The sequence below is a fragment of the Alteromonas gilva genome, assembly GCF_028595265.1.
GTDB lineage: Bacteria > Pseudomonadota > Gammaproteobacteria > Enterobacterales > Alteromonadaceae > Alteromonas > Alteromonas gilva.
Genome location: NZ_JAQQXP010000001.1, coordinates 2654556 through 2675145 on the forward strand (window position 1 = coordinate 2654556; position 20590 = coordinate 2675145).

General features: G+C 50.6%; 16 protein-coding genes. 12 read left to right on the forward strand and 4 right to left on the reverse strand.

The features are described 5' to 3' along the window. The first annotated feature begins 6 nt into the window (after positions 1 to 6). Positions 7 to 828 (forward strand): MurR/RpiR family transcriptional regulator, encoded by an 822-nt coding sequence (locus tag OIK42_RS11785; RefSeq protein ID WP_273640750.1) that lies wholly within the window; start codon positions 7 to 9, stop codon positions 826 to 828. Between the two features lie 55 nt (positions 829 to 883). Here OIK42_RS11785 and OIK42_RS11790 read toward each other — a convergent pair whose 3' ends face one another. Next, positions 884 to 2185 (reverse strand): MFS transporter, encoded by a 1302-nt coding sequence (locus OIK42_RS11790; protein WP_273640752.1) that lies wholly within the window; start codon positions 2183 to 2185, stop codon positions 884 to 886. 237 nt (positions 2186 to 2422) lie between these two features. On the opposite strand from OIK42_RS11790, the gene OIK42_RS11795 reads away from it, so the two are divergent. The 10 genes from OIK42_RS11795 to OIK42_RS11840 all read left to right on the forward strand — a co-directional run bounded on the left by OIK42_RS11795 (position 2423) and on the right by OIK42_RS11840 (position 15907). Then, positions 2423 to 3637, forward strand: coding sequence for an amidase (locus OIK42_RS11795; RefSeq protein WP_273640753.1), 1215 nt, complete (start codon positions 2423 to 2425; stop codon positions 3635 to 3637). Beyond that, a complete protein-coding gene (locus tag OIK42_RS11800; RefSeq protein WP_273640754.1) occupies positions 3634 to 5262 on the forward strand; it encodes a gamma-glutamyltransferase family protein in 1629 nt (542 codons plus the stop codon). The genes OIK42_RS11795 and OIK42_RS11800 overlap by 4 nt, the downstream gene beginning before the upstream one ends. Further along, complete coding sequence (locus tag OIK42_RS11805; RefSeq protein WP_273640755.1) at positions 5262 to 6080, forward strand: sulfite exporter TauE/SafE family protein; 819 nt, start codon at positions 5262 to 5264, stop codon at positions 6078 to 6080. Before OIK42_RS11800 ends, OIK42_RS11805 begins: the two co-directional genes overlap by 1 nt. Positions 6081 to 6088: 8 nt before the next feature. After that, on the forward strand, positions 6089 to 7312 hold the full coding sequence (gene pucG, locus OIK42_RS11810) for a (S)-ureidoglycine--glyoxylate transaminase (RefSeq protein ID WP_273640757.1): 1224 nt from the start codon (positions 6089 to 6091) through the stop codon (positions 7310 to 7312). Further along, on the forward strand, positions 7309 to 8544 hold the full coding sequence (locus OIK42_RS11815; protein ID WP_273640759.1) for an allantoate amidohydrolase: 1236 nt from the start codon (positions 7309 to 7311) through the stop codon (positions 8542 to 8544). Before pucG ends, OIK42_RS11815 begins: the two co-directional genes overlap by 4 nt. 30 nt (positions 8545 to 8574) lie before the next feature. After that, entirely contained in the window at positions 8575 to 8940 is a 366-nt protein-coding gene (locus tag OIK42_RS11820; protein WP_273640761.1) for an AraC family ligand binding domain-containing protein, read from the forward strand. 303 nt (positions 8941 to 9243) lie between these two features. Then, the gene (locus OIK42_RS11825) at positions 9244 to 10644 is read left to right on the forward strand and encodes an amidohydrolase family protein (RefSeq protein WP_273640763.1); all 1401 of its coding nucleotides are present in this window, start codon (positions 9244 to 9246) and stop codon (positions 10642 to 10644) included. Between the two features lie 3 nt (positions 10645 to 10647). Next, on the forward strand, positions 10648 to 12018 hold the full coding sequence (locus OIK42_RS11830; protein ID WP_273640764.1) for a uracil-xanthine permease family protein: 1371 nt from the start codon (positions 10648 to 10650) through the stop codon (positions 12016 to 12018). A gap of 283 nt (positions 12019 to 12301) precedes the next feature. Next, positions 12302 to 14743: a TonB-dependent siderophore receptor gene (locus OIK42_RS11835; protein ID WP_273640765.1), complete on the forward strand. Its 2442-nt coding sequence runs from the start codon at positions 12302 to 12304 to the stop codon at positions 14741 to 14743. Positions 14744 to 14806: 63 nt separating this feature from the next. Beyond that, a complete protein-coding gene (locus tag OIK42_RS11840) occupies positions 14807 to 15907 on the forward strand; it encodes a purine nucleoside permease (protein WP_273640766.1) in 1101 nt (366 codons plus the stop codon). A 103-nt stretch (positions 15908 to 16010) separates the two neighbouring features. Here the strand turns inward: OIK42_RS11840 and OIK42_RS11845 are convergent, their stop codons facing one another. Continuing rightward, positions 16011 to 17024 carry an adenosine deaminase gene (locus OIK42_RS11845; protein WP_273640768.1) on the reverse strand — a complete coding sequence of 338 codons (1014 nt, stop codon included), beginning with the start codon at positions 17022 to 17024 and terminating at the stop codon, positions 16011 to 16013. Positions 17025 to 17313: 289 nt separating this feature from the next. Between OIK42_RS11845 and OIK42_RS11850 the strand changes: the two genes are divergently transcribed. Next, positions 17314 to 18642: an NCS2 family permease gene (locus OIK42_RS11850; RefSeq protein WP_273640769.1), complete on the forward strand. Its 1329-nt coding sequence runs from the start codon at positions 17314 to 17316 to the stop codon at positions 18640 to 18642. A 180-nt stretch (positions 18643 to 18822) separates the two neighbouring features. On the opposite strand, the gene puuE is transcribed toward OIK42_RS11850, so the two are convergent. Together puuE and OIK42_RS11860 are read right to left on the reverse strand one after the other, a co-directional pair. Next, positions 18823 to 19728 carry an allantoinase PuuE gene (gene puuE / locus OIK42_RS11855; protein WP_273640771.1) on the reverse strand — a complete coding sequence of 302 codons (906 nt, stop codon included), beginning with the start codon at positions 19726 to 19728 and terminating at the stop codon, positions 18823 to 18825. Positions 19729 to 19734: 6 nt separating this feature from the next. Further along, on the reverse strand, positions 19735 to 20379 hold the full coding sequence (locus OIK42_RS11860; protein WP_273640772.1) for a TetR family transcriptional regulator C-terminal domain-containing protein: 645 nt from the start codon (positions 20377 to 20379) through the stop codon (positions 19735 to 19737). Between the last annotated feature and the right edge of the window lie 211 nt (positions 20380 to 20590).

The window sequence follows — 20590 nt, forward strand, 5'->3', positions numbered from 1 at the left end:
TTTGAAGTGTCTGAAAGTAATGGTGTTTTAGCAAGAATCAAACAGAAGTACACTGAGCTTTCACCGTCTGCGCGCGCTATCGCAAACTATCTGCAGCAATTTCCGCTTACCGTTATCAGCGATTCAACCGCCGAGATTGCCGCCAAGACCAATACATCCAAGGCAACCGTCAGCCGCCTGTTTCGCCAGCTCGGTTATGCCTCCCATCAGGACGCCAAACAAGACGTAGTGCTGCAACGCGATGCGGGGATACCAGTTAAACAAGCCCTCAGCCAACACGATTATATTGCCGCAGAGCTGGGTAATTTACAGCGCACACTGGAGGCTATTCCGGCCTCGCAAATTAATCACATTGCCTCCATACTCGCCAGGGCTCCTAAAATTACCCTAATCGGTTATCGCAATAGTTATCCGGTGGCGCTGCACTGCCGCCAGCAACTTAAGCAAATTCGCCCTAATGTTCGTCTGTTACCCCAGCCGGGACAAAGTTTAAGCGAAGATCTCATGGATTTGGCCGACGACGAGATCATTGTGGTGTTTGGTTTTCGCCGCCGTCCGCGCATTTTTGCCCGCATGATTGACGCTCTGCCATCAGCGCGTACCATTTTGCTCACAGATCCCACCGGTCAGGTATATCAGGACCGGGTAGGACACACCCTGGTTTGCCAGCTAGGCAATCAGTTTGCTTTTGACAGTTACGCTGCCCCCATGAGCCTGGTGTCCGTGATTTGTAACCAGGCGTTCACCCTGCTCGGCGCCGAGGGAGACAACCGGGTAGCGACCATCTCAGCCTTATACGCCGAGATGGGTGAGCTTGACCCGGATTAACTCAGGCAACAAATATCACGCTGAAGTCAGCAACATGAGGTGCCTTACCCGCTGATTATTGCAGCTTAACCTCAGGTGCCGGCGACTCAGCGGCGGATGGCTGTGGGTTATCCTGCAGATGTTCGGTGCGTGGATCAATTTCCAGCGCCATAGGCGTGGTGATACCCGCAGAAGGCTGAAATGTTTGGTGGTCGTCAGCGGTATCAGGCAGCACGTGGGTACGGCGGCGAAATAAAACAATCACCGCAAACAGGGCCAGAAAAAAGGTCATATAGGCATACAAGCCTTGTGCGCCCATTATACTCATCAACCCGGCCGCCAGCGGCCCGCCTACCGCTGAGCTGATCCCATAGGTAATGAGCATACCACTGCCGATGGGTAAGAAATCCTTTGGCGTGGCATTGTCGTTCACATGGGCAAGGCATATAGCATAGGACGTCATACAGGCACCGCCCCACAAAAACGCCAGTAAAGCCGCCGGCCAACCGGCAAAGCCCGACCAATGGGAGGCTACCACCATTGCCAGCGAGATCAACGCGCCTGACAGCGCGTTATACATCAGAATAATACGCCGGTCATAGCGGTCAGAAAATCGCCCTACCGGTAACTGAAAGCAAGCACCGCCAAGCACTGTTGCCGACATAAACAGCGCCAGCTGGGTATTGGTAAAGCCGCTGTCAGCCGCGTAAACCGGTCCCAAAGACCAAAACGCGCCAGTCACTAACCCCAAAATAACCGCACCAATCATGGCGATATGTGAGTGCTGCCAGACTTTGCGAAAACTGATCCTGACGTTTTTTACCGCTGCGGGCGCTAGTGACAATGTCAGTGATACCGGTATTATCGACAGTGCAATCAGGACCGCTGCAATGCTGAAGAGAAGCTGATAACTGATGTCACCAAGGGTCAGTAATTGCTGGGCCACCGTGATCATCAGTAAATTAAGCATCGAGTAAAACGAAAAGATAGTACCGCGATTGGTTGCATCAGCCCGTTCGTTAAGCCAACTCTCAATGATCATATACAGGCCGGATACCGCCGCCCCTAGAGCAAAACGCAGCACCAACCACAACGTAAACGATTGCAGCCAGGCAAACAGCAGGGTGAAAATAAGATACGCGCAGGCCAGCACCGCAAAACCCCGAATATGCCCTACCCGTTTTAGCACATGGGGGGTAGCCAGACAGCCGGCAATAATCCCCAAAAAGTAAGCAGAACCGGTCAAAGCCACCTGCACCGAGGAAAAGCCTAACTGGTTGGCTGCCACAGGCAACAGGGTTAACAGCAAACCATGGCCAAGTAATAACAGCGCATCAGACAGCAACAGCGCTGATATTGGGATCAGAGAGCGTACCATAACAGAAGAATCACGCAGAAGAAGTGGATAGGTTTACGATACAGACTCTGCCCATCATTGCCAAGCCAGCACTCAGAATTAGCCATGCACTGATGATTAACCGCAGTGGATGAGCCTCCATGACTAATTTTAATGCCCCGCCATTAACATAAAACACATCTTTTTAACAAACGTTTCACTTGACTTGATGCTGAAACAATTGTTTCATAAGGGTACCATCTTGTAACACTAAACCGTATGAAACATTTTACCGTTAGTTCGCCATTTGTATGGCAAGCAGCGCCTGCTGAGGTGCCTGCAAATCAATCATATACTGATGCCTCATCTGCGCTGGCAAAACAAGCGCCATTGCCTTTGGCTGGCCGGCGTCTGGCGGTAAAAGATTTATTCGATATTAAAGGTATTCCAACGACAGCCGGAAACCCCGCCTGGCCAAACAGTCATGCGCTTCCCGACACCACGGCCAGTGCAGTGCGTAAATTATTACAGGGCGGCGCGGCGCTTAGCGGTAAAACTATTACCGACGAATTAGCCTACAGCCTTAACGGCCAGAATATGCACTACGGCACACCGCAAAACCCGGTCACCCCCGAGCGGTTGCCCGGAGGCTCTTCCAGTGGTTCAGCCACGGCCGTCGCGGCAGGGTTGGCTGATATAGGTTTGGGAACTGATACCGGTGGTTCGATTCGGGTACCAGCAAGCTATAACAACTTATATGGCATGCGCCCCACCCACGGACGCATTAGCACTGATGGTCTGGTAGCGCTGGCGCCGGGCTTTGACACCGTTGGTGTCATGAGTAAAACGCTGGATATTCTTGAAGCCAGTATGAATTGCCTGTTTGATGAACCACTCAGCAACGCCGCTGCGCTAACCTCGCTGACCGTTTTTCAAAGTGCCATTGACAAGTGTGAACATGCGCAGTTGGCCAATGACTTTCTCAGCGGGCTTGATATTGCTGTGGCGCCGGGCGACTTTTCACAGCTGGCAAGTCTGCCACTGGCAGAAAGCTTCCGGGTGTTACAAGGCCAGCAGATCTGGCACACCCACGGTGACTGGATCACAGCAGAACAACCCACGTTTGCCGCAGATATCGACGCCCGTTTTAAACAATGTGCTGACATCTCGCCGGCACAAGTCAATAATGCCAAACAGATACAACAACAGGTTTGCGACATTGTCACGGCATTACTCAGCAACAACACAGCCATAGTGCTGCCTACCACGCCAGGCACTGCGCCGTTGTTATCTGCTAAGCCTGACACGCTGGTAGCGTATCGCAATCAATTATTAACACTTACTGCCCTGGCCGGACTGGCTGGTTTACCACAATTGCATTTGCCGTTATTTTGCCTGAATAACGCGCCCTGCGGGCTCTCTTTAATTGGTCCTGCAGGCAGTGAAACCAGCCTGTTTGCGCTGGCACGTACCCTTACGGAAACAAAAGTATGACAACGATAACACCAACACATACTGCCTTTACCGCACCGCACTATGCGGCATCAACCGTCGGCAACGAAATTTTGCAACGTGGCGGCACAGCCATCGAAGCCATGGTTGCCGCAGCCGCCTCCATTGCGGTGGAATACCCACATATGAATGGTCTTGGTGGTGATGGCTTTTGGCTCATCAGTGAACCCGGCAAAAAACCGGTCGCCATCGACGCCTGTGGCACTGCTGCACAAGGTGCCACTACTGACTTTTATAACGGTCACAAGGCCATCCCCTCGCGCGGCGGCAAAGCCGCACTTACCATGGCAGGGGCTGTTGCCGGATGGCAAAAAGCGCTTCAAATCAGTGCCGACTGGCAGACCCCTATGCCGGTATCCGCGCTGTTAGAGCGTGCTATCAGTCAGGCAAACTGGGGGATTGAGGTGACGCAAAGCTTGTCGGATGCCAGCTTTAAAACTTTTGACGATCTCGCCCAGGACAGCAATTTTGCGCCCTTCTTAATTAAAGGCAAAGCCCTTAAAAAAGGCAAAATAGTTAAACTGACGAAGCTTGCCACGACCCTGCAACAGCTTGCGGATAATGGCCTGGATGATTTTTACCGTGGCGATATCGCCAAACAATTAGCCACAGATTTAGCAGCAGCTGGCTCGCCCATTCGCCTGGCTGACTTTAATGCCTTTGAAGCCAGGGTCGTTGAACCGCTGAGTGTTACCACCAGCAAGGGCACGCTGTATAACCTGCCGGCGCCTACCCAGGGTATTGCATCGCTGATCATTCTGGCCTTGTACGACCGAGTGGTTGCCAGCGCCAACAGTGACGCTGACATGGTGCATTTGTTAATTGAATGCACCAAACAAGCCTTTATCAAACGTAATTTGTACGTGACCGATCCGGGCCGCCTTGACGTTGACTTACAGGATATCCTCAGCGACGCACAGCTCGATAAAATGGCCAGTGAAATTAGTCTCAAAACAGCTCAACCCTGGCCACACGAGGCCAAAACCGGCGATACCATATGGATGGGCGCGTGTGATAATCAGGGCCGCATGGTGAGCTATATTCAAAGTTTATACTGGGAGTTTGGCAGCGGTATTGTTAGCCCCCAAACCGGTATTGTATGGAACAATCGCGGCACCTCTTTTAGTCTTGATGAGGGTCACTTACAGCAGCTTAAGCCCGGCCTTAAGCCTTTTCACACCCTTAATCCCGCCTTTGCGACGCTCAATGACGGCCGCCGCATGAGCTATGGCACCATGGGCGGTGAAGGCCAGCCACAAACACAGGCGGCGCTGTTCAGCCGCTATGTTTATCATCAGCAGCCGCTGGCTAAGTCTATTGCACTGGGACGCTGGTTACTGGGGCGAACCTGGGGCGATCAGTCGCATAATCTCAAAGTAGAGCGTGATGTAGCAGAATACGTCGGCGACGAATTGCTGGCCCGCGGTCACGATATGGTGATTGTCGACGCCTGTAATGAATTAATGGGCCATGCCGGTGCCGTGGTATTGCACCCTAACCAACAAACCGAGGCCGCCACCGATCCACGCAGCGATGGCAAAGCCTTCGCCACCGCGTTTACGCCAGTGTTTGAACACATCAATCCCACCGACGGAGCAGTACAGTAATGGATGCAATCATGGACTTATTGCCAACCCTGCTGGCGTTGATGGCAACCGGTGTGTTTGCCGGCATTCTGGCAGGCTTGCTGGGGGTCGGTGGCGGTATTGTGATTGTACCGGTGCTGTACTTTTTGTTTCAGGCGCTGGGCGTATCGGCCGACTCAGCCATGCTCATAGCCACCGCCACGTCACTGGCGACAATTATACCAACGTCGGTCAGTTCTATCCGCGCGCACCGTGAAAAAGGCAATGTCGATACCCTGTTACTCAAACGCTGGGGGCCGTTTATTTTGCTCGGCGTACTGCTTGGCAGCTACGCTGTTACGCAGGTTAATGGTGAAGTACTCACCTTGCTGTTTGGCATCATTGCCAGCTTATCAGCGGTGAATATGTTTATTGGCAGTAAAGAGGCGTGGTTTAGCGATCTGCCCGGCGCCATAGGCCAGCGTATCATTGCCGCCTGCATAGGCCTGTTTAGTGCCATGGTCGGTATCGGCGGTGGCACGCTGACGGTACCGACCCTGACCTTTTGTAATTACCCGGCACACCGCGCCGTCGGCACAGCTGCCGCCGTTGGGCTGATTATTTCACTGCCCGCCGCCATCACAATGCTGATATTAGGCCAGGCACCTGCCGATGCCCCTACCGGTACCATTGGTCTGGTTAATCTGATTGGCTTTGCGGCCATCGTTCCCCTAACTGTGTTTTTTGCACCGGTTGGTGCTGGCCTTGCCAGCCGACTGGATGCCGTCAAGCTCAAGAAAGTGTTTGCCGTGGTGTTACTCATCACCGGCGTGCGAATGCTTGCTCAGAGCCTGCTATAGGAGCAACAATGAAACCTTTATCTTTGCCGCCACGACTGCTCATGGGCCCCGGCCCGATAAACTGTTATCCACGGGTACTTACGGCAATGTCGCAGCAACTGGTTGGCCAGTACGATCCATCCATGACCGGTTGCATGAACGAAGTCATGGCACTCTATCGCCAGGTGTTCAAAACCGATAATCACCACACCATATTGGTTGATGGTACCTCCCGCGCAGGCATTGAAGCCGTGCTGGTGTCATGCCTTGAGCCCGGTGATAAGGTGTTGGTGCCCATATTTGGCCGCTTTGGCCACCTGTTGTGTGAAATTGCCGAACGTGCCGGCGCCGAGGTACACAGCATCGAAGTGCCCTGGGGCGAGGTCTTTGAGCCCGAGCAAATTGAGCAGGCCATTCGTGAAGTGCGCCCTAAAGTACTGGCTGTAGTGCAAGGTGATACATCCACTACTATGCTGCAACCGCTGGAGCATCTGGGTGAAATTTGCCGCCGTTATGATGTTTTATTTTACTCTGATGCGACTGCTTCCATTGGTGGCAACCCGTTTGAAACCGACGCCTGGCAGCTTGATGCCGTGTCGGTTGGCTTACAAAAGTGTTTAGGCGGCCCCTCCGGCAGCGCACCCATTACCTTAAGCGAACGCTATGTCGAGGTGGTCCGCAAACGTCATCACGTTGAAGCCGGCATTCGCGAAAACAGCCATCGCTCCGGCGCAGGTTCACGCATTCGCTCTAACTATTTCGATATCCCTATGCTGCTCGATTACTGGGGTGAAGAGCGCCTTAACCATCATACCGAAGCCGCCTCGATGTTATTTTGTGCCCGCGAGTGTGCCATTAACTTAATTGAAGAAGGTATTGAGCCCAGTATTGCCCGCCATAAGCTGGCTGGCGACGCCATGCTTGCAGGTGTACAGGCACTGGATCTCACGCCCTTTGGTAATCTCAAGCATAAAATGCACAACGTGGTCGGAGTGGAGATCCCCGATGGGGTGGATGGCGAGCACATACGCCAGCAACTATTGCTCGACTTTAACATTGAAATCGGCACCAGTTTTGGTCCGCTTAAAGGCCGGATCTGGCGCATTGGCACCATGGGGTATAACGCCCGACAGGACGCGGTGCTGCACACCCTGCAGTCACTCGAAACCGTGCTGCGCCGCGCCGGCCACAAACTCAGCGCCGGTGCGGGTGTGGATGCCGCACTCGATACCTATGCAGGTAAAACAGTATGATAGATTTTACCCGCCTGGCCGAACAGGTGATGTTACGCTGCGAGCAGTTAGGGGCGATTACCCAAACGCCGGGAATTGTTGACCGCCGCTACCTGACCGCACAACACCGACAGGCCAATAACCTCGTTGCCAAATGGATGCAGCAAGCCGATATGGCAGTATGGCAGGACGCGGCCGGTAACCAGTGGGGCCGCTATTACAGCAGCGATCCCCATGCCAGGTCCCTGATACTGGGTAGTCATCTGGATACCGTGCCGAATGGCGGTAAATACGATGGTATGCTGGGCGTGATTGCGCCACTGGCGGTGGTTCAATACTGCGCCGATAATGGTATCCGCTTTCCGTTTCATATCGACATTGTTGGTTTTGGTGACGAAGAAGGCACCCGTTTTGGCTCAACCTTATTGGGTAGCCGGGCGCTTACCGGACGCTGGAACGAAGACTGGCGATTGTTGCGCGACGAAAATAACCTGTCCCTGCCAGAAGCACTCAGCGAGTTTGGCTTATCATTTGATCGCATTCAAGATGCAGCGCTTAATCCTGATAATGTGGCCGGCTATCTCGAAGTGCATATTGAGCAAGGCCCCGTGCTGGAAGACGAAAATCTGCCCGTTGGTCTGGTTACCGCCATTGCCGGCGCTAAGCGGCTCAACGTTCAGGTAAATGGGATGGCAGGCCACGCCGGAACGGTGCCTATGACCATGCGCCAGGACGCGGTGGCGGCCAGCAGTGAAATGGTGTTAGCGGTAGAATCGGTTGCTACCCAGTTTGGTATTGTGGCAACCGTCGGACGCTTTGATGTACGCCCTAACGCCGTGAATGTGATTGGCGGTAAAGTGGAGTTTTCGCTGGATATCCGCAGTGAGCACGACCATAAACGGGACGCCGCATTACAACTTATCGAAGAAGTGTTTCGCGATATTGCCGAGCGTCGCCATGTGGATGTTAACTGGCAAATGACCCACCACGCTAACGCCGTACAGTGCGATCACTATTTATCACATACTCTGGGTCAAGCCATCGAATTAAGCGGCTTCAGAAAAGTAAGTCTGCCATCAGGCGCCGGCCATGATGCCATGGCGATGGATGCCATTTGTCCGGTCAGTATGTTATTTGTGCGTTGCAAAGGTGGCATCAGCCATCATCCCGGCGAGTCGGTTACGCCCGCCGACGTGCAGGCCGGCCTGCAGGTTATTCATCAGTTTCTACAATCATTCTCGCCCGATAAATAAGGCGATTCGTTAACTAAAAGGATTACGCGTATGAAAATACCTCGAATATACAATGATGCCGATGGAAAAAGTCATTTTGGTGAAGCGGACATTCCTTTACAGGATGGCGGCCCTATCGGCCTGTTATCAGAGAAAATCCCCGCCGGCTCTATCATATTTCGTGAAACCCCTGCCGACTACGACTTTAAGTGGCACCCCGCACCTGCCCGGCAACTGCTGTTTATTTTAAAAGGTCGCGCAGAGTTTACTGTATCAAATGGCGAACGACACGTATTTGGCGCCGGAGACGTTCTGCTGCTGGAAGATACCGAAGGCGAAGGCCATTGCAGCCGGGCCATGTATAACGAAGTAAGACATTCTATTTTTGTGACCCTGCCGGATGGTTTCCCCTACTAGATTCAGAGCCTGACATGTCGTTGCCAGCCTCACTGGCGGCAACGACACCCAACCCTTTGTCTGATAACTTTGTTTCACCACCTTGAATAAAAAACTCTCTCTGCTTGCATCAGGCTGGTGCAGACATCAGGAAAAATGCCATTCCAGACCCCTACTGAACAAATAATACTGTTAATTTTCATAATGTTAAGCATAGTCGCCAAACTCTGACCATTTGGTCAGAAAATTGCTTGTTAAGCATAATATTTTGCTTACAACAGGAACAATATGAAACGGTTATTAAGTTGGGTCGCAGCAGGCGTCATGAGTTTAGGAGTCCAGGTCGCCAAGGCTGATGAAATGGATAAGTGGTTTCGCGACTTTAAACAAACCGCTTCTCCAACCCAACTGTATGCTTTTTTGTGGGCACTACCGAAAGGCGGTGATCTGCATAATCACTTGTCCGGTGCCGGTTACAGTGAATGGTGGTATGACATTGCAACCGATCAAACCCGTAACGGTGGCTATCAGTATTATACCAAGGTAAAAATCAATCAGTGTCTTGGCTACGGTGCCAACGAATATGGCGCTGGCCGACAACTGTTGCTATTTAAAACCATTCAGGCATCAACGTACCGCGGCCTGACCAGGTGCCAGCAACAGGAATACAAAAAAATGGAAGCCCTGTCGGAGGACGAAAAACAAGGCTTTCTGAACAGTATTCGTCTCGATAAAGACTACGAGGGGCGCAATGAGTTTTTTGAAGCGCACTGGAGCCGGCTCAACGAATTGCCGGCTAACCCTCATGTCATTGCTTATATTTTATTAAAAAATATGCAGGCATTCGGCAACGAAGGCCTTCAGTATCTGGAAACCCAGGTCGGTGTGCGAGGAAAACTAAAAGCCGATGGCAGCCGCTATACACCGGAAGAAGCGTTAGCGATTCTGACCACCATGCTTGACTCTGAAGAAGCACAGGCCACCGGCGTAACGGTAAAATTTCAATACACCGTACTGCGCTTTGCACCCTCTGCAGAAGATGATCTGCGTTGGGTTTACGGCTTTATCGATCGGCACCGCGATAGTTATGTTGGTATTAACTTTGCGGGCCGCGAAGACAATGACAAAGGTTATCCGCTGCGCTTTTTACCGGTTTTACGGGAGTTACGTAATCAATACCCGGCGATTCCTCTGGCAATTCATGCCGGCGAAGTGGATGAACCGAACCGGCATGTGCGTGATACCTTGTTACTGGGTGCGCAGCGCATCGGTCATGGCCTGAACACTATCACGGATCCTGACACCTTGTTACTCATGCGCCATGGCCCCTATCTGATAGAGATTAATCTGATCAGCAATCACTTGCTTGAATACACCGAAGACTACAGTAACCACCCTTTTGGTGAATACCTGAGAACCGATATACCGGTGGCGCTGTCAACCGATGATCGGGGAATGTGGGACAGCACAATGACCGACGAATACTATATTGCTGTTAACGAGTTTAACCTGTCATGGCAGGAATTAATCAGCCTTGGCGAAAACTCTCTTAAACACAGTTTCCTGCCAGAAACCGACAAGCAGCAAGCATTAGCAACCTATCGGCAACGCTTGGCTGAATTTACCCGGGCCATCATTAATAACCACACTGATATGGCAACTGACATGCCTGCCAAGCGTCAGTTTATTTGTCGTTATCAACCTGACTTGTGTCATCAAGGATAGTCCATGTCACAGCACCACATACTTTATGCATTGGATGATAAACCCGGCTTTATGGTTAGCCTTACTGCGGCAGTACAACACATGCTGGCCAGCTTTGTAGGTGTTGTGACCCCAACCCTGATTATTGCGTCAGCACTGGGTTTGCAGGCCGAAATACCTTATCTGATTAGCATGGCACTGCTGGTGACTGGTATTGGTACCTTTATTCAAACCAAAGGTTTCGGACCGGTGGGCAGTGGTCTGGTGGCCATTCAGGGCACCAGTTTTGCCTTTATCAGCGCGTTATTACTGGTAGGCACCACCATTAAATCCAGGGGCGGCAGCAACGATGAGATCCTGGCCATGATGTTTGGCGTGTGTTTTTGGGGTGCGTTTGTCGAAATCATTCTCAGTCAGTTTATCCAGCAGATAAAACGCGTCATCACCCCCATTACTACCGGCGTCGTGATTATCGCCATCGGTATTTCCCTAATTAAAGTTGGTATGACTGACCTGGCCGGTGGTTTTAACAGTGACAGTTTTGGCGATGTCGCGAATTTGAATCTAGGCCTGGGTGTATTGCTAATCATCATAATTTTTAACTCACACCGTAACCGCTGGTTGCGGCTTTCGGCGATTTTTATTGGCATGACCGTGGGTACCCTTGTGGCTTATGCCGCTGGCATGACCGACTTTTCAGCGCTATCGTCGTTACCTTACTTTAGTTTTCCGCAACCCTTTAAATACGGTTTTGATTTTGACTGGTCGCTGTTTTTACCTGTCGCCCTTATTTATTTTTTTACCGCCATCGAAACCGCCGGCGATCTCACCGCCAACAGTTTGTTTTGCCAGTTGCCGATTAAAGGCGATAAATACCTTAAGCGTATTCGAGCCGGCATACTCGGAGATGGGCTGAATTCTTTAATCGCCGCCGTGCTGTGTACCTTTCCAAATACCACCTTTGGGCAGAATAACGGGGTCATTCAAATGACCGGCATCGCAAGTCGTAAAGTGGGCTATTTTGTGGCCGCTGTGTTTGTAGTCCTGGGCACTTTTCCCTTTATTGGTGCACTGTTACAAGCGATCCCTAAACCCGTCTTAGGCGGTGCCACGCTGGTCATGTTTGCGATGGTTGCGGTCGGCGGGGTAAAAATTCTTACCACTGAACCACTCAATCAGCGCAACAGCCTGATCACTGCGTGTTCCCTGGGGATGGGGCTCGGCGTAATGCTGGTTGCAGATGTACTTGCTCAATTACCTGCCTGGCTGGGTAACATCTTTTTGTCACCGGTAACGACCGCCGGGATGACCGCTATCGTGTTAACGCTGGTATTACCCAACCCCGCAGTATCTCAGCAGGTACCAGCGGATCAGCCAAAGCCAGATGAACAATGAGCCGCGCATTCTATGCCGGCGTGCCGCTGGCGTTTACTCTCTTGGTGCAAGGTGTCAGCGAATGTCACTGCGATGGTGCAAAGCACGAATCAGGCCGGTTGAATTAACATTTTGATAACGTAGCGACGATTTGAGCGATTATTTTTGTTTATATTTTTCAATAAGTTAAATTTCAAACTAATCCTGTCCATGTGGTCAGGATTTTGGCATTAAACCTGCAAAGCAAGTGTCTGCATAGCAAGAATTCATATAATACTTACAAATCCAGAATATGAGGAAAACCATGAAAACAACTAAGTTTAGTGTGACGCCACTAGCATTGGCGGTCACCACCGGATTAATGATGCTGGCCCCCGGCGCGTCACTGGCTCAGGAAGAACCTACCGATGCAGAAATTGAGAAAATTGAAGTTAAAGGTTCACTGGGTAGCTTACCCGGCCAGGATGTAGAAGCCGTATTTGGTTTTGGTAAATCTATTCTGGAAACACCGCGTTCAGCATCGACGATCAGTTCTGAACAAATGGAGCGTTTTAACGTTTCTGATATCGACGAACTGGTTGCTTTCGCTCCCGGTACGTTTACCCAGTCATTTTTCGGCGTAGCCGGTTCGCTTGATATTCGGGGGAATCCTGGTGAGGCCTATTTCCGTGGCATGAAGCGTTTGGACAACCCGGGGAACTACCCTACGCCTATCGGCGCTTCAAGTCGTATCGATATCGTCCGTGGTCCGGCATCGCCGATATATGGCCCGTCTAAAATTGGTGGTTACCTCAACTTTAATCCTAAATCTGCCCGTGCTTCCTCTGGTCAGTACCTTGACACACCAACAGGCGCTATGTCGTATACTCACGGCACCTGGGATAAAAGCATTATCACTGCCGAAGTCGGCGGCCCTGCTAAAGTTGCGGGCAAGGAAATGGGTTACTACGTTTACGGTGAGATTGAAAACTCAGGCAGTTATTACGATAACACCGACACTGACCAGTCTATCATCCAGGCTTCATTTAACATTGATTTAAGCGATAACCTGCGCGTTGAATTTGGCGGTATGTATCACAACTATCAGGGTAATCAGGTTGCCGGTTGGAACCGCTTAACCCAGGACTTGGTTGATGATGGCACTTATGTAACTGGTACTGCACAAAATATCGATACCGATAACAGCGGTGACATCTCACACGAGGAGTATACTGCTGTACAGGGGCAGTTAAACCCGTTTATTTTTACCCCTGCAGTTCCTTTAGACAGCGTCACTGGTGATTTTTTCTCTCCCTTGATGGCACTGGAAAATGTTGGTTCCACCACTCTCAACGGCAACCAGACACTGGTTGCGCCGGATGATCAACTGGGCAACAAAGCGACTACCCTGTACTTTGATGTTATTTACTATGCTGGTGACTGGGAAATCAAAAACCAGTTATTTTATGATGCCTACGATAACATCAACGAAAATGCTTACGGTTTCTCACAGTTCCACGATAGCTGGGTTGTAGAAGACAAGGTGGTATTTTCAACCGAAGTCGAAATGGATTCATTGTTTGCCCAGTTCCAGGTATCACCCTCTATTCGTTACACCGACTTTCTGCACGGCGATGACTTTACCCATGAGTATTTTAACCGCCGTGATCTGACCATGCCTTCAGGCCCTTTGGATCGTCGCTTGTTAGCTACCCGCTCAGGCATGAACTACGATAATTATGACGTAGGTAACTATCTGGATCTTGGTTTTGCAGCCATGACAGACTTAACCTGGGATTGGGGTCTGAACATTGTCCTGGGTGCCCGTTACGATACCATTGATATCGAAACCACGTCACGTCAGGATCTGTTGTTACCTCAAGCCCGTGAAGACGCGAACGTATTAACACCGATTGAGCGCGAGGAAACCGTAGACGGCGTATCGTGGAACACCAGTATTTCTTATACTACGCCAATTGGTCTGATCCCTTACATCACCATCGCCGAACAGGCAACACTGGTAGCTGGTCAGGGGGCTGAAATTAACTATGGTCAGTTAGATAACCCTGATGGCAGCGGTGCATTCGATACGTCAGAACTGATGGAATATGGTGTGAAAGGTTCATTCCTCGATGAATCACTGTATTTCGCGCTGTCTATCTTCGAACAGGAACGTACTGACTACAACACACAAAATACCGTTACCAACAACACCACTAACAACGAAGGTCTGGAATTTGAACTGCGTTGGGTAGTTAACGAAAACCTCGTATTATCAGCGGGCTATTCAAACGTTGAAGTAGTTAACCTGACAGCGCTTGAGAACGGTAACCAGTTTGGTTTCCTTGGCGCGGATGATTTGGTTGCTTTGGACGATCCGTCACTGGTGTTTGGTGGTAACGTGATTGGCTTAAACCTGGTTGGACCGGGTACCAAGAACCCGAAAGCATTGAAAGCCGGTATGCCGGAAAACATTTATACCCTGACCGGTACTTATGATTTCCAGAACGGTTATGCGGCCAGCATGAGTATCATCGATGTCGATTCGGTATCGTCAGGCTTCTCCGGCGCGGTAACCTTACCAGCCTACACACTGGTTAATGCCGGTCTGTCGTATCAGGATGAAAACTTTGGTGTTAACCTGACCATTAAAAACCTGACCGACGAGCGTTACTTCCGTGCTAACTTCCCGGACTTGTTTGGTAGCCAGATTGTGTTACCTGAATTACCACGTCACTTTAACGTGAAGTTCTCTTACAAGTTCTAAACACCGCACAACAGATTAAAACGGCATGCTCTGGCATGCCGTTTTTATATTGAGGACAAACAAATGAAAACATTCATCGCTTTACTTGGCTTGCTGGTGCTGACAGGATGCCAGCCCGCCGGAGAAGCTCCCACTACTCAACACGCCGCGCCAAAGGGCACCACAACACAAGCGCTGCCGATTAAAGCGGTTGTAGTCGCCATGTTTGAAATCGGCGAGGACACCGGCGACAAACCCGGTGAATTCCAGTTCTGGCGTGAGCGCTACGGCCTGACTGAAAAATTTGAATTTCCCCACGGCTTTCATGACATCTACTACAACCCCGAAAAAGGCGTATTGGGCATGGTTACCGGTATGGGGATTGCCCGCGCGTCATCGGCTTTTATGGCACTGGGACTGGATCCGCGCTTCGATTTAACCAAAGCCTACTGGCTGGTCGCAGGGATTGCCGGAATAGACCCACAAGACGGTTCCATTGGCTCAGCGATTTGGGCTGATTATCTGGTCGATGGCGATCTTGCCCATCAAATTGATGCACGCGAAATCCCCGACGATTGGAAAACAGGCTATTTCCCGTTATTTGCCCACGCGCCTTATCCAGAATCAGAAAGTGATGTGGTCGCCACTAATGGCGAAGTGTTCCAGCTCAATACGCAGCTGGTTGACTGGGCATTCGCGCTGACCAAAGACATGTCGTTAATGGATACCGATGCGATGCTGGCACTACGCAGTAAATATACTGAAATGCCCGCTGCACAGCAGCCGCCAAAGGTATTACGCGGCGATCACCTCTCAGCCTCGACCTTTTGGCACGGTAAGTTGTTAAATGACTGGGCCAATGACTGGACATCCTACTGGACAAACGGGAAAGGTAACTTTATGACCTCGGGTATGGAAGATACCGGCAGCTACCAGTCGATGGTATTTCTGGACAATGCCGGCCTGGTGGATAAAGAGCGCTTTTTAGTCTTGCGCACCGCCAGCAACTTTACCATGCAACCGTCAAGTCTGACCGCGGCGGAAAACCTCGAGGCCGAAAGCTCTGGCGCCGGTTACGCCGGTATGCGCCCGGCCCTTGAGGCCGCGTATAAGGTTGGCAGTAAAGTGGTCGATGAAATCGTGCTTAACTGGCCGGAATATAAAGAGAATCTGCCCCAGCGTTAAATGGTATAAATAAATAGTCACAAAAAAGCCCCGGCATATTTGCAATGCCGGGGCTTTTTTTAACTGCGTTGTTGCTTGTATTACGTGGTGTTAAACAGCTTACTCAGGCGGCGTTGCTGAGCAGGCTATCAATACAGCGCAGCCATTTGTTTTTCTCTTCAGCGGGCAAAAAAGACCCCATAAAGCTGTTTTTCACCAATTGCACCAATGCGCTTTCATCCATCCCTAAATGGGTCATCAATGCGCGATAATTATCGTTCAGATAGCCACCGAAATAGCTGGGATCATCTGAGTTCACTGTCACACACAGGCCATCTTCGAGTAACTGCAGAATATTGTGGTGCTGCATATTGTCAAACACACACAGCTTGATGTTACTTTGCGGGCAAACCGTTAATGCCATGTTCTCATCACGCAGCCGCGCCATCAAAGCCTGATCGTCGCTGGCGCGCACACCGTGATCAAGTCGGTCTATTTTAAGCAAATCCAGCGCCTGCCAGATATAGTCAGCGGGGCCCTCTTCGCCGGCATGAGCAACACACTTAAAACCCAACGCCCGGGCGGCTGCGAATACCTTGATAAATTTCTCCGGTGGATTGCCTTTTTCACTGCTGTCGAGGCCCACTGCGGTAATGAGCGGATAATAGGCACGAGCCTGATTGAGTGTTTCAATCGCCTCTGGCTCTGAAAGGTGGCGTAAAAATGACATGATCAGATAAACACTGATGCCCCACTCACGTCTGGCTTCTTCTATCGCCCGTTGAAAGCCCGGCATAAAGATATCAAAACCAACGCCTCTGGCGGTATGGGTCTGCGGATCAAACATGATCTCGGTATGCACGATATTATCGGCTTTACAGTGTTGCAAATACTGACGCATCAACTGATAAAAATCGTCTTCATCGCGCAGTACATCGGCGCCCTGATAATACAGATCTAAAAAGCTCTGTAACGAGTCAAACTGATAGGCTTCTTTTATGGCCTCTACCGATTCATAAGGTAAGCTGACCTTATGTTTTTCTGCCAGCGCCCACATGAGTTCAGGCTCTAGCGTACCTTCGATATGTAAATGCAATTCTGATTTAGGTAATTGCTCAATTAAATGAATAAGTTTCATCGCGTTATCACGCTCCCTCGCGCACTGTTGGCAGGCAAATTCACCAAAACGGTGCAATTATAAGTGGCTCCATGCCAAAATAGCCTGCATTTATCTGATTATAAGTAAGGTTAGCCTAATCAAAACCAACCCGTTTATTGTTATTGGCAAACATTTTAAACATACTTGCAGATACCAGACCAACTTATTGACTACATGGTCAGTTTTTTGCTTACCATTTGGTACTCAACATTGCTGAACGATACACATTCATCAGGCAGCAGCTTTAATTCTAATAAAGAGAACAACTATGTCATCGACGCTGATAGAGCGATTGTTTAAACTGCAGGCGCACGGCACAACCATTAAAACCGAGGTGATCGCCGGTCTCACTACCTTCGCCGCCATGTCATATATTCTGGTGGTTAACCCCGGCATTCTGGGCCTTAGCGGTATGCCCCCTGAGGGCCTGATTACGGTTACAGCCCTGGCGGCCTGTCTGGGTACCGTGCTCATGGCGCTTATGACCAACTACCCCATAGCGCTGGCTCCAGGCATGGGGCTCAATGCGTTTTTCGCCTTTACCATCTGTATGACCCGCGAGATCCCCTGGGAAGCCGCACTGGGGATTGTGTTTTGGAATGGTATTCTGTTTTTAGCCTTAACCCTGACCGGAGTACGCACCCTTATAGCAGAGGCGATTCCGGCCTCGCTCAAAATTGGTGTGCAATGCGGCATTGGTTTGTTCATTGCCTTCATTGGTTTAAAGAACGCCGGTTTAGTGGTGGCCAGCGACGCGACCTTTGTAACCATTGGCGACCTGTCTGATCCGGCTGTTTTACTGGCATTGGCCGGTATATTATTAACCGTCATTCTGGTGAAGAAACGTGTTACCGGCGGCATATTAATATCGATTATTTTGTTGACGGTGGTCGGCACCATTATTCCCAACGGAGACGGCATGCTCACCCCCACACCCGATGGTGTTGTGGGTATGCCTGAGCCTATCAGCGATACCTGGCTGGCCATGGATATCTGGTACCCGATTGAACACTTTGCCGCAACCTGGGATCTCATTTTTGCCCTGATGTTCGTGAATATGTTCGATACCATCGGTACGCTTATTGGCGTGTCACGGCGTGCTAACTTACTGGATAAAAACGACAAACTGCCGAAAATTGGCGCGGCAATGACTGCCGACGCGTCGGCCAGCGTGGTCGGCGCAGCACTGGGCACCTCGCCGGTCACCAGCTATGTTGAGTCTGCAGCAGGCGCCTCGGCGGGCGGTCGTACTGGCCTCACTGCAATTGTGGTGGGCCTGTGCTTTTTACTGGCGCTGTTTTTAACGCCGCTTATGAAAGTTATCCCTATCATGGCCACTACCCCGGCACTGGTTATGGTGGGAATACTCATGATGGATTCTATCCGTCATTTGGACTTTGATGATGTAGGCGCGGCGGCAACAGCCGTGGTTGCCCTAATGGCCATGCCACTGACCTTCAGTATCAGTGAAGGTATCGCCCTGGGGTTTATTACCTATGTAGGCGTTAAATTAGGCACCGGTAAATACAAGGACATCAGCGTTATCACTTACCTGCTGGCCGGCGTATTTGTGTTACGTTATGTCTTTGGTCTTTAGCGCTTAGCGCTAATATAGCTTGCCACGCCAGGCAACAAACAAACAAACCGATAAGCACAAAAAAGGGGAGTCATATTGGACTCCCCTTTTTGATTGCCTGAATGTGCCACCACAATGGATTTTTGCGCTCAATACGGCAGATTGTGCCGCCGGTTTATGCCGGAGGCTCATTCCTACGGTTTATTCCGCAGGAAAGTGTTGCTGCCAGTGGCGAGCAATTTGTTCCCGGCTACACAGCCATACCTGGTTGTGACGCTGCACGTATTCAACAAATCGCTTTAACGCGGCGAACCTGCCGGGCCGACCAACAATGCGGTTATGCAGTCCAATGGATAACATTTTGGGTTGCTGTTCACCTTCAGCATAGAGCACGTCGAAGGCATCTTTTAAATAGCTAAAAAACTGCTCGCCGCTGTTAAACCCCTGCGGAGTGGCAAAGCGCATATCGTTGGTGTCCAGCGTATAAGGCACCATGAGCAAGGGCTTACTGTAGTGGCGGTCATAATAGGGTAAATCATCGGCGTAGGAGTCAGCGCAATAGAGAATATCATCACGCTCAGCAATAAGCGCCAGTGTATTGGGGCTGGTGCGCCCGGTATACCAGCCCGCCGGAGCTTTGCCGGTCAGCGCTTTGTGACGCTGCACAGCATCTTCAATTTGCGCCCGCTCCTGCTCTATGGGCATATCCTGATAGTGAATCCAGCGTAGCGCATGACTGGCAATTTCCCAGTCAGCATCGAGCATCGCTTGAACGACCTCAGGGTGGCGCTCCAGTGCCATGGTTACACCAAATACAGTGACCGGAATACCGGCTTCTGTGAACAAGCGGTAAAGCCGCCAAAAACCGGCTCTGGAACCGTATTCATAAATCGACTCCATGCTTAAGTGCCGATCCGGATAGGGCTGAGCGCCGATTATTTCGGATAAAAATATTTCCGAGTGGCTGTCACCATGCAAAACACAGTTTTCACCGCCCTCTTCATAATTAATCACAAATTGCACCGCAATACGGGCATTGTCAGGCCAGTTAGGGTGTGGTGGTGTGGCGCCATAGCCAACCAAATCACGGGGATACTGATTACTCATGTTACATCACTCCTGGTACTTCCCGGGTATCGCCAACTCACAGCCAGATAACACCAGTTTTATCACTTGCCGCGTGGCTTCATCAAAATCTGCCCGTTTCATAGTTTTGCCCAGCAAACTGGTGATCTGTGCCGAAAAGTCAGCATAGTGCTGGGTGCACGCCCAAATATGAAACAACAAATAAGTGGGGTCAACGCGGGCCATTTTACCCTGCTCTATCCAACTTTGAATAATCGCCACCCGACCATTCATCCAGGCCACATGTTCGGTATTAAAAAACTTATTTAAATAAGGCGCACCGTTGAGGACTTCCATGGCAAAAATTTTCGATGCCTGGGGATGGGTGCGCGACATGGTCATTTTTTCGGCTATATAATCGGCCAGTGACAGCGCGGGATCGTCGTTGGCAGTAACCTGATCAAACCGCGAGTTCCACAACGACATAATGTCTTGTAACAACGCCACATACAGGCCCTGCTTGGATTTAAAATAATACAGAATGTTGGTTTTGGGTAATTCTGCTTCGTCGGCTATTTGCTGTACCGAGGTACCTTTGAACCCATAAGACGCAAATGCTTTTTCTGCCGCAGCCAGAATTTTTTGTTTATTTTTGGCCCCAATACTGCCGTCCATTTTTGATTTATTCACCATTGATACTGATTTGTCCTTGTTATGTCGCTCTTCACTCAGGTAGCGTCACGTTTTACTTGTGCGCCTGACAATGTCCGTTACCGCATTCTGCAGCAATTTCCTGACCAAGTAGTCATTTTTTTACGTTTTTCTGGTCTGTCCTGTCACACTTGAGGCGGGAAGGTCAAAGCTGGGTTTTGGACACGCCGGTAAAATGCCCTCATAGTGAAGG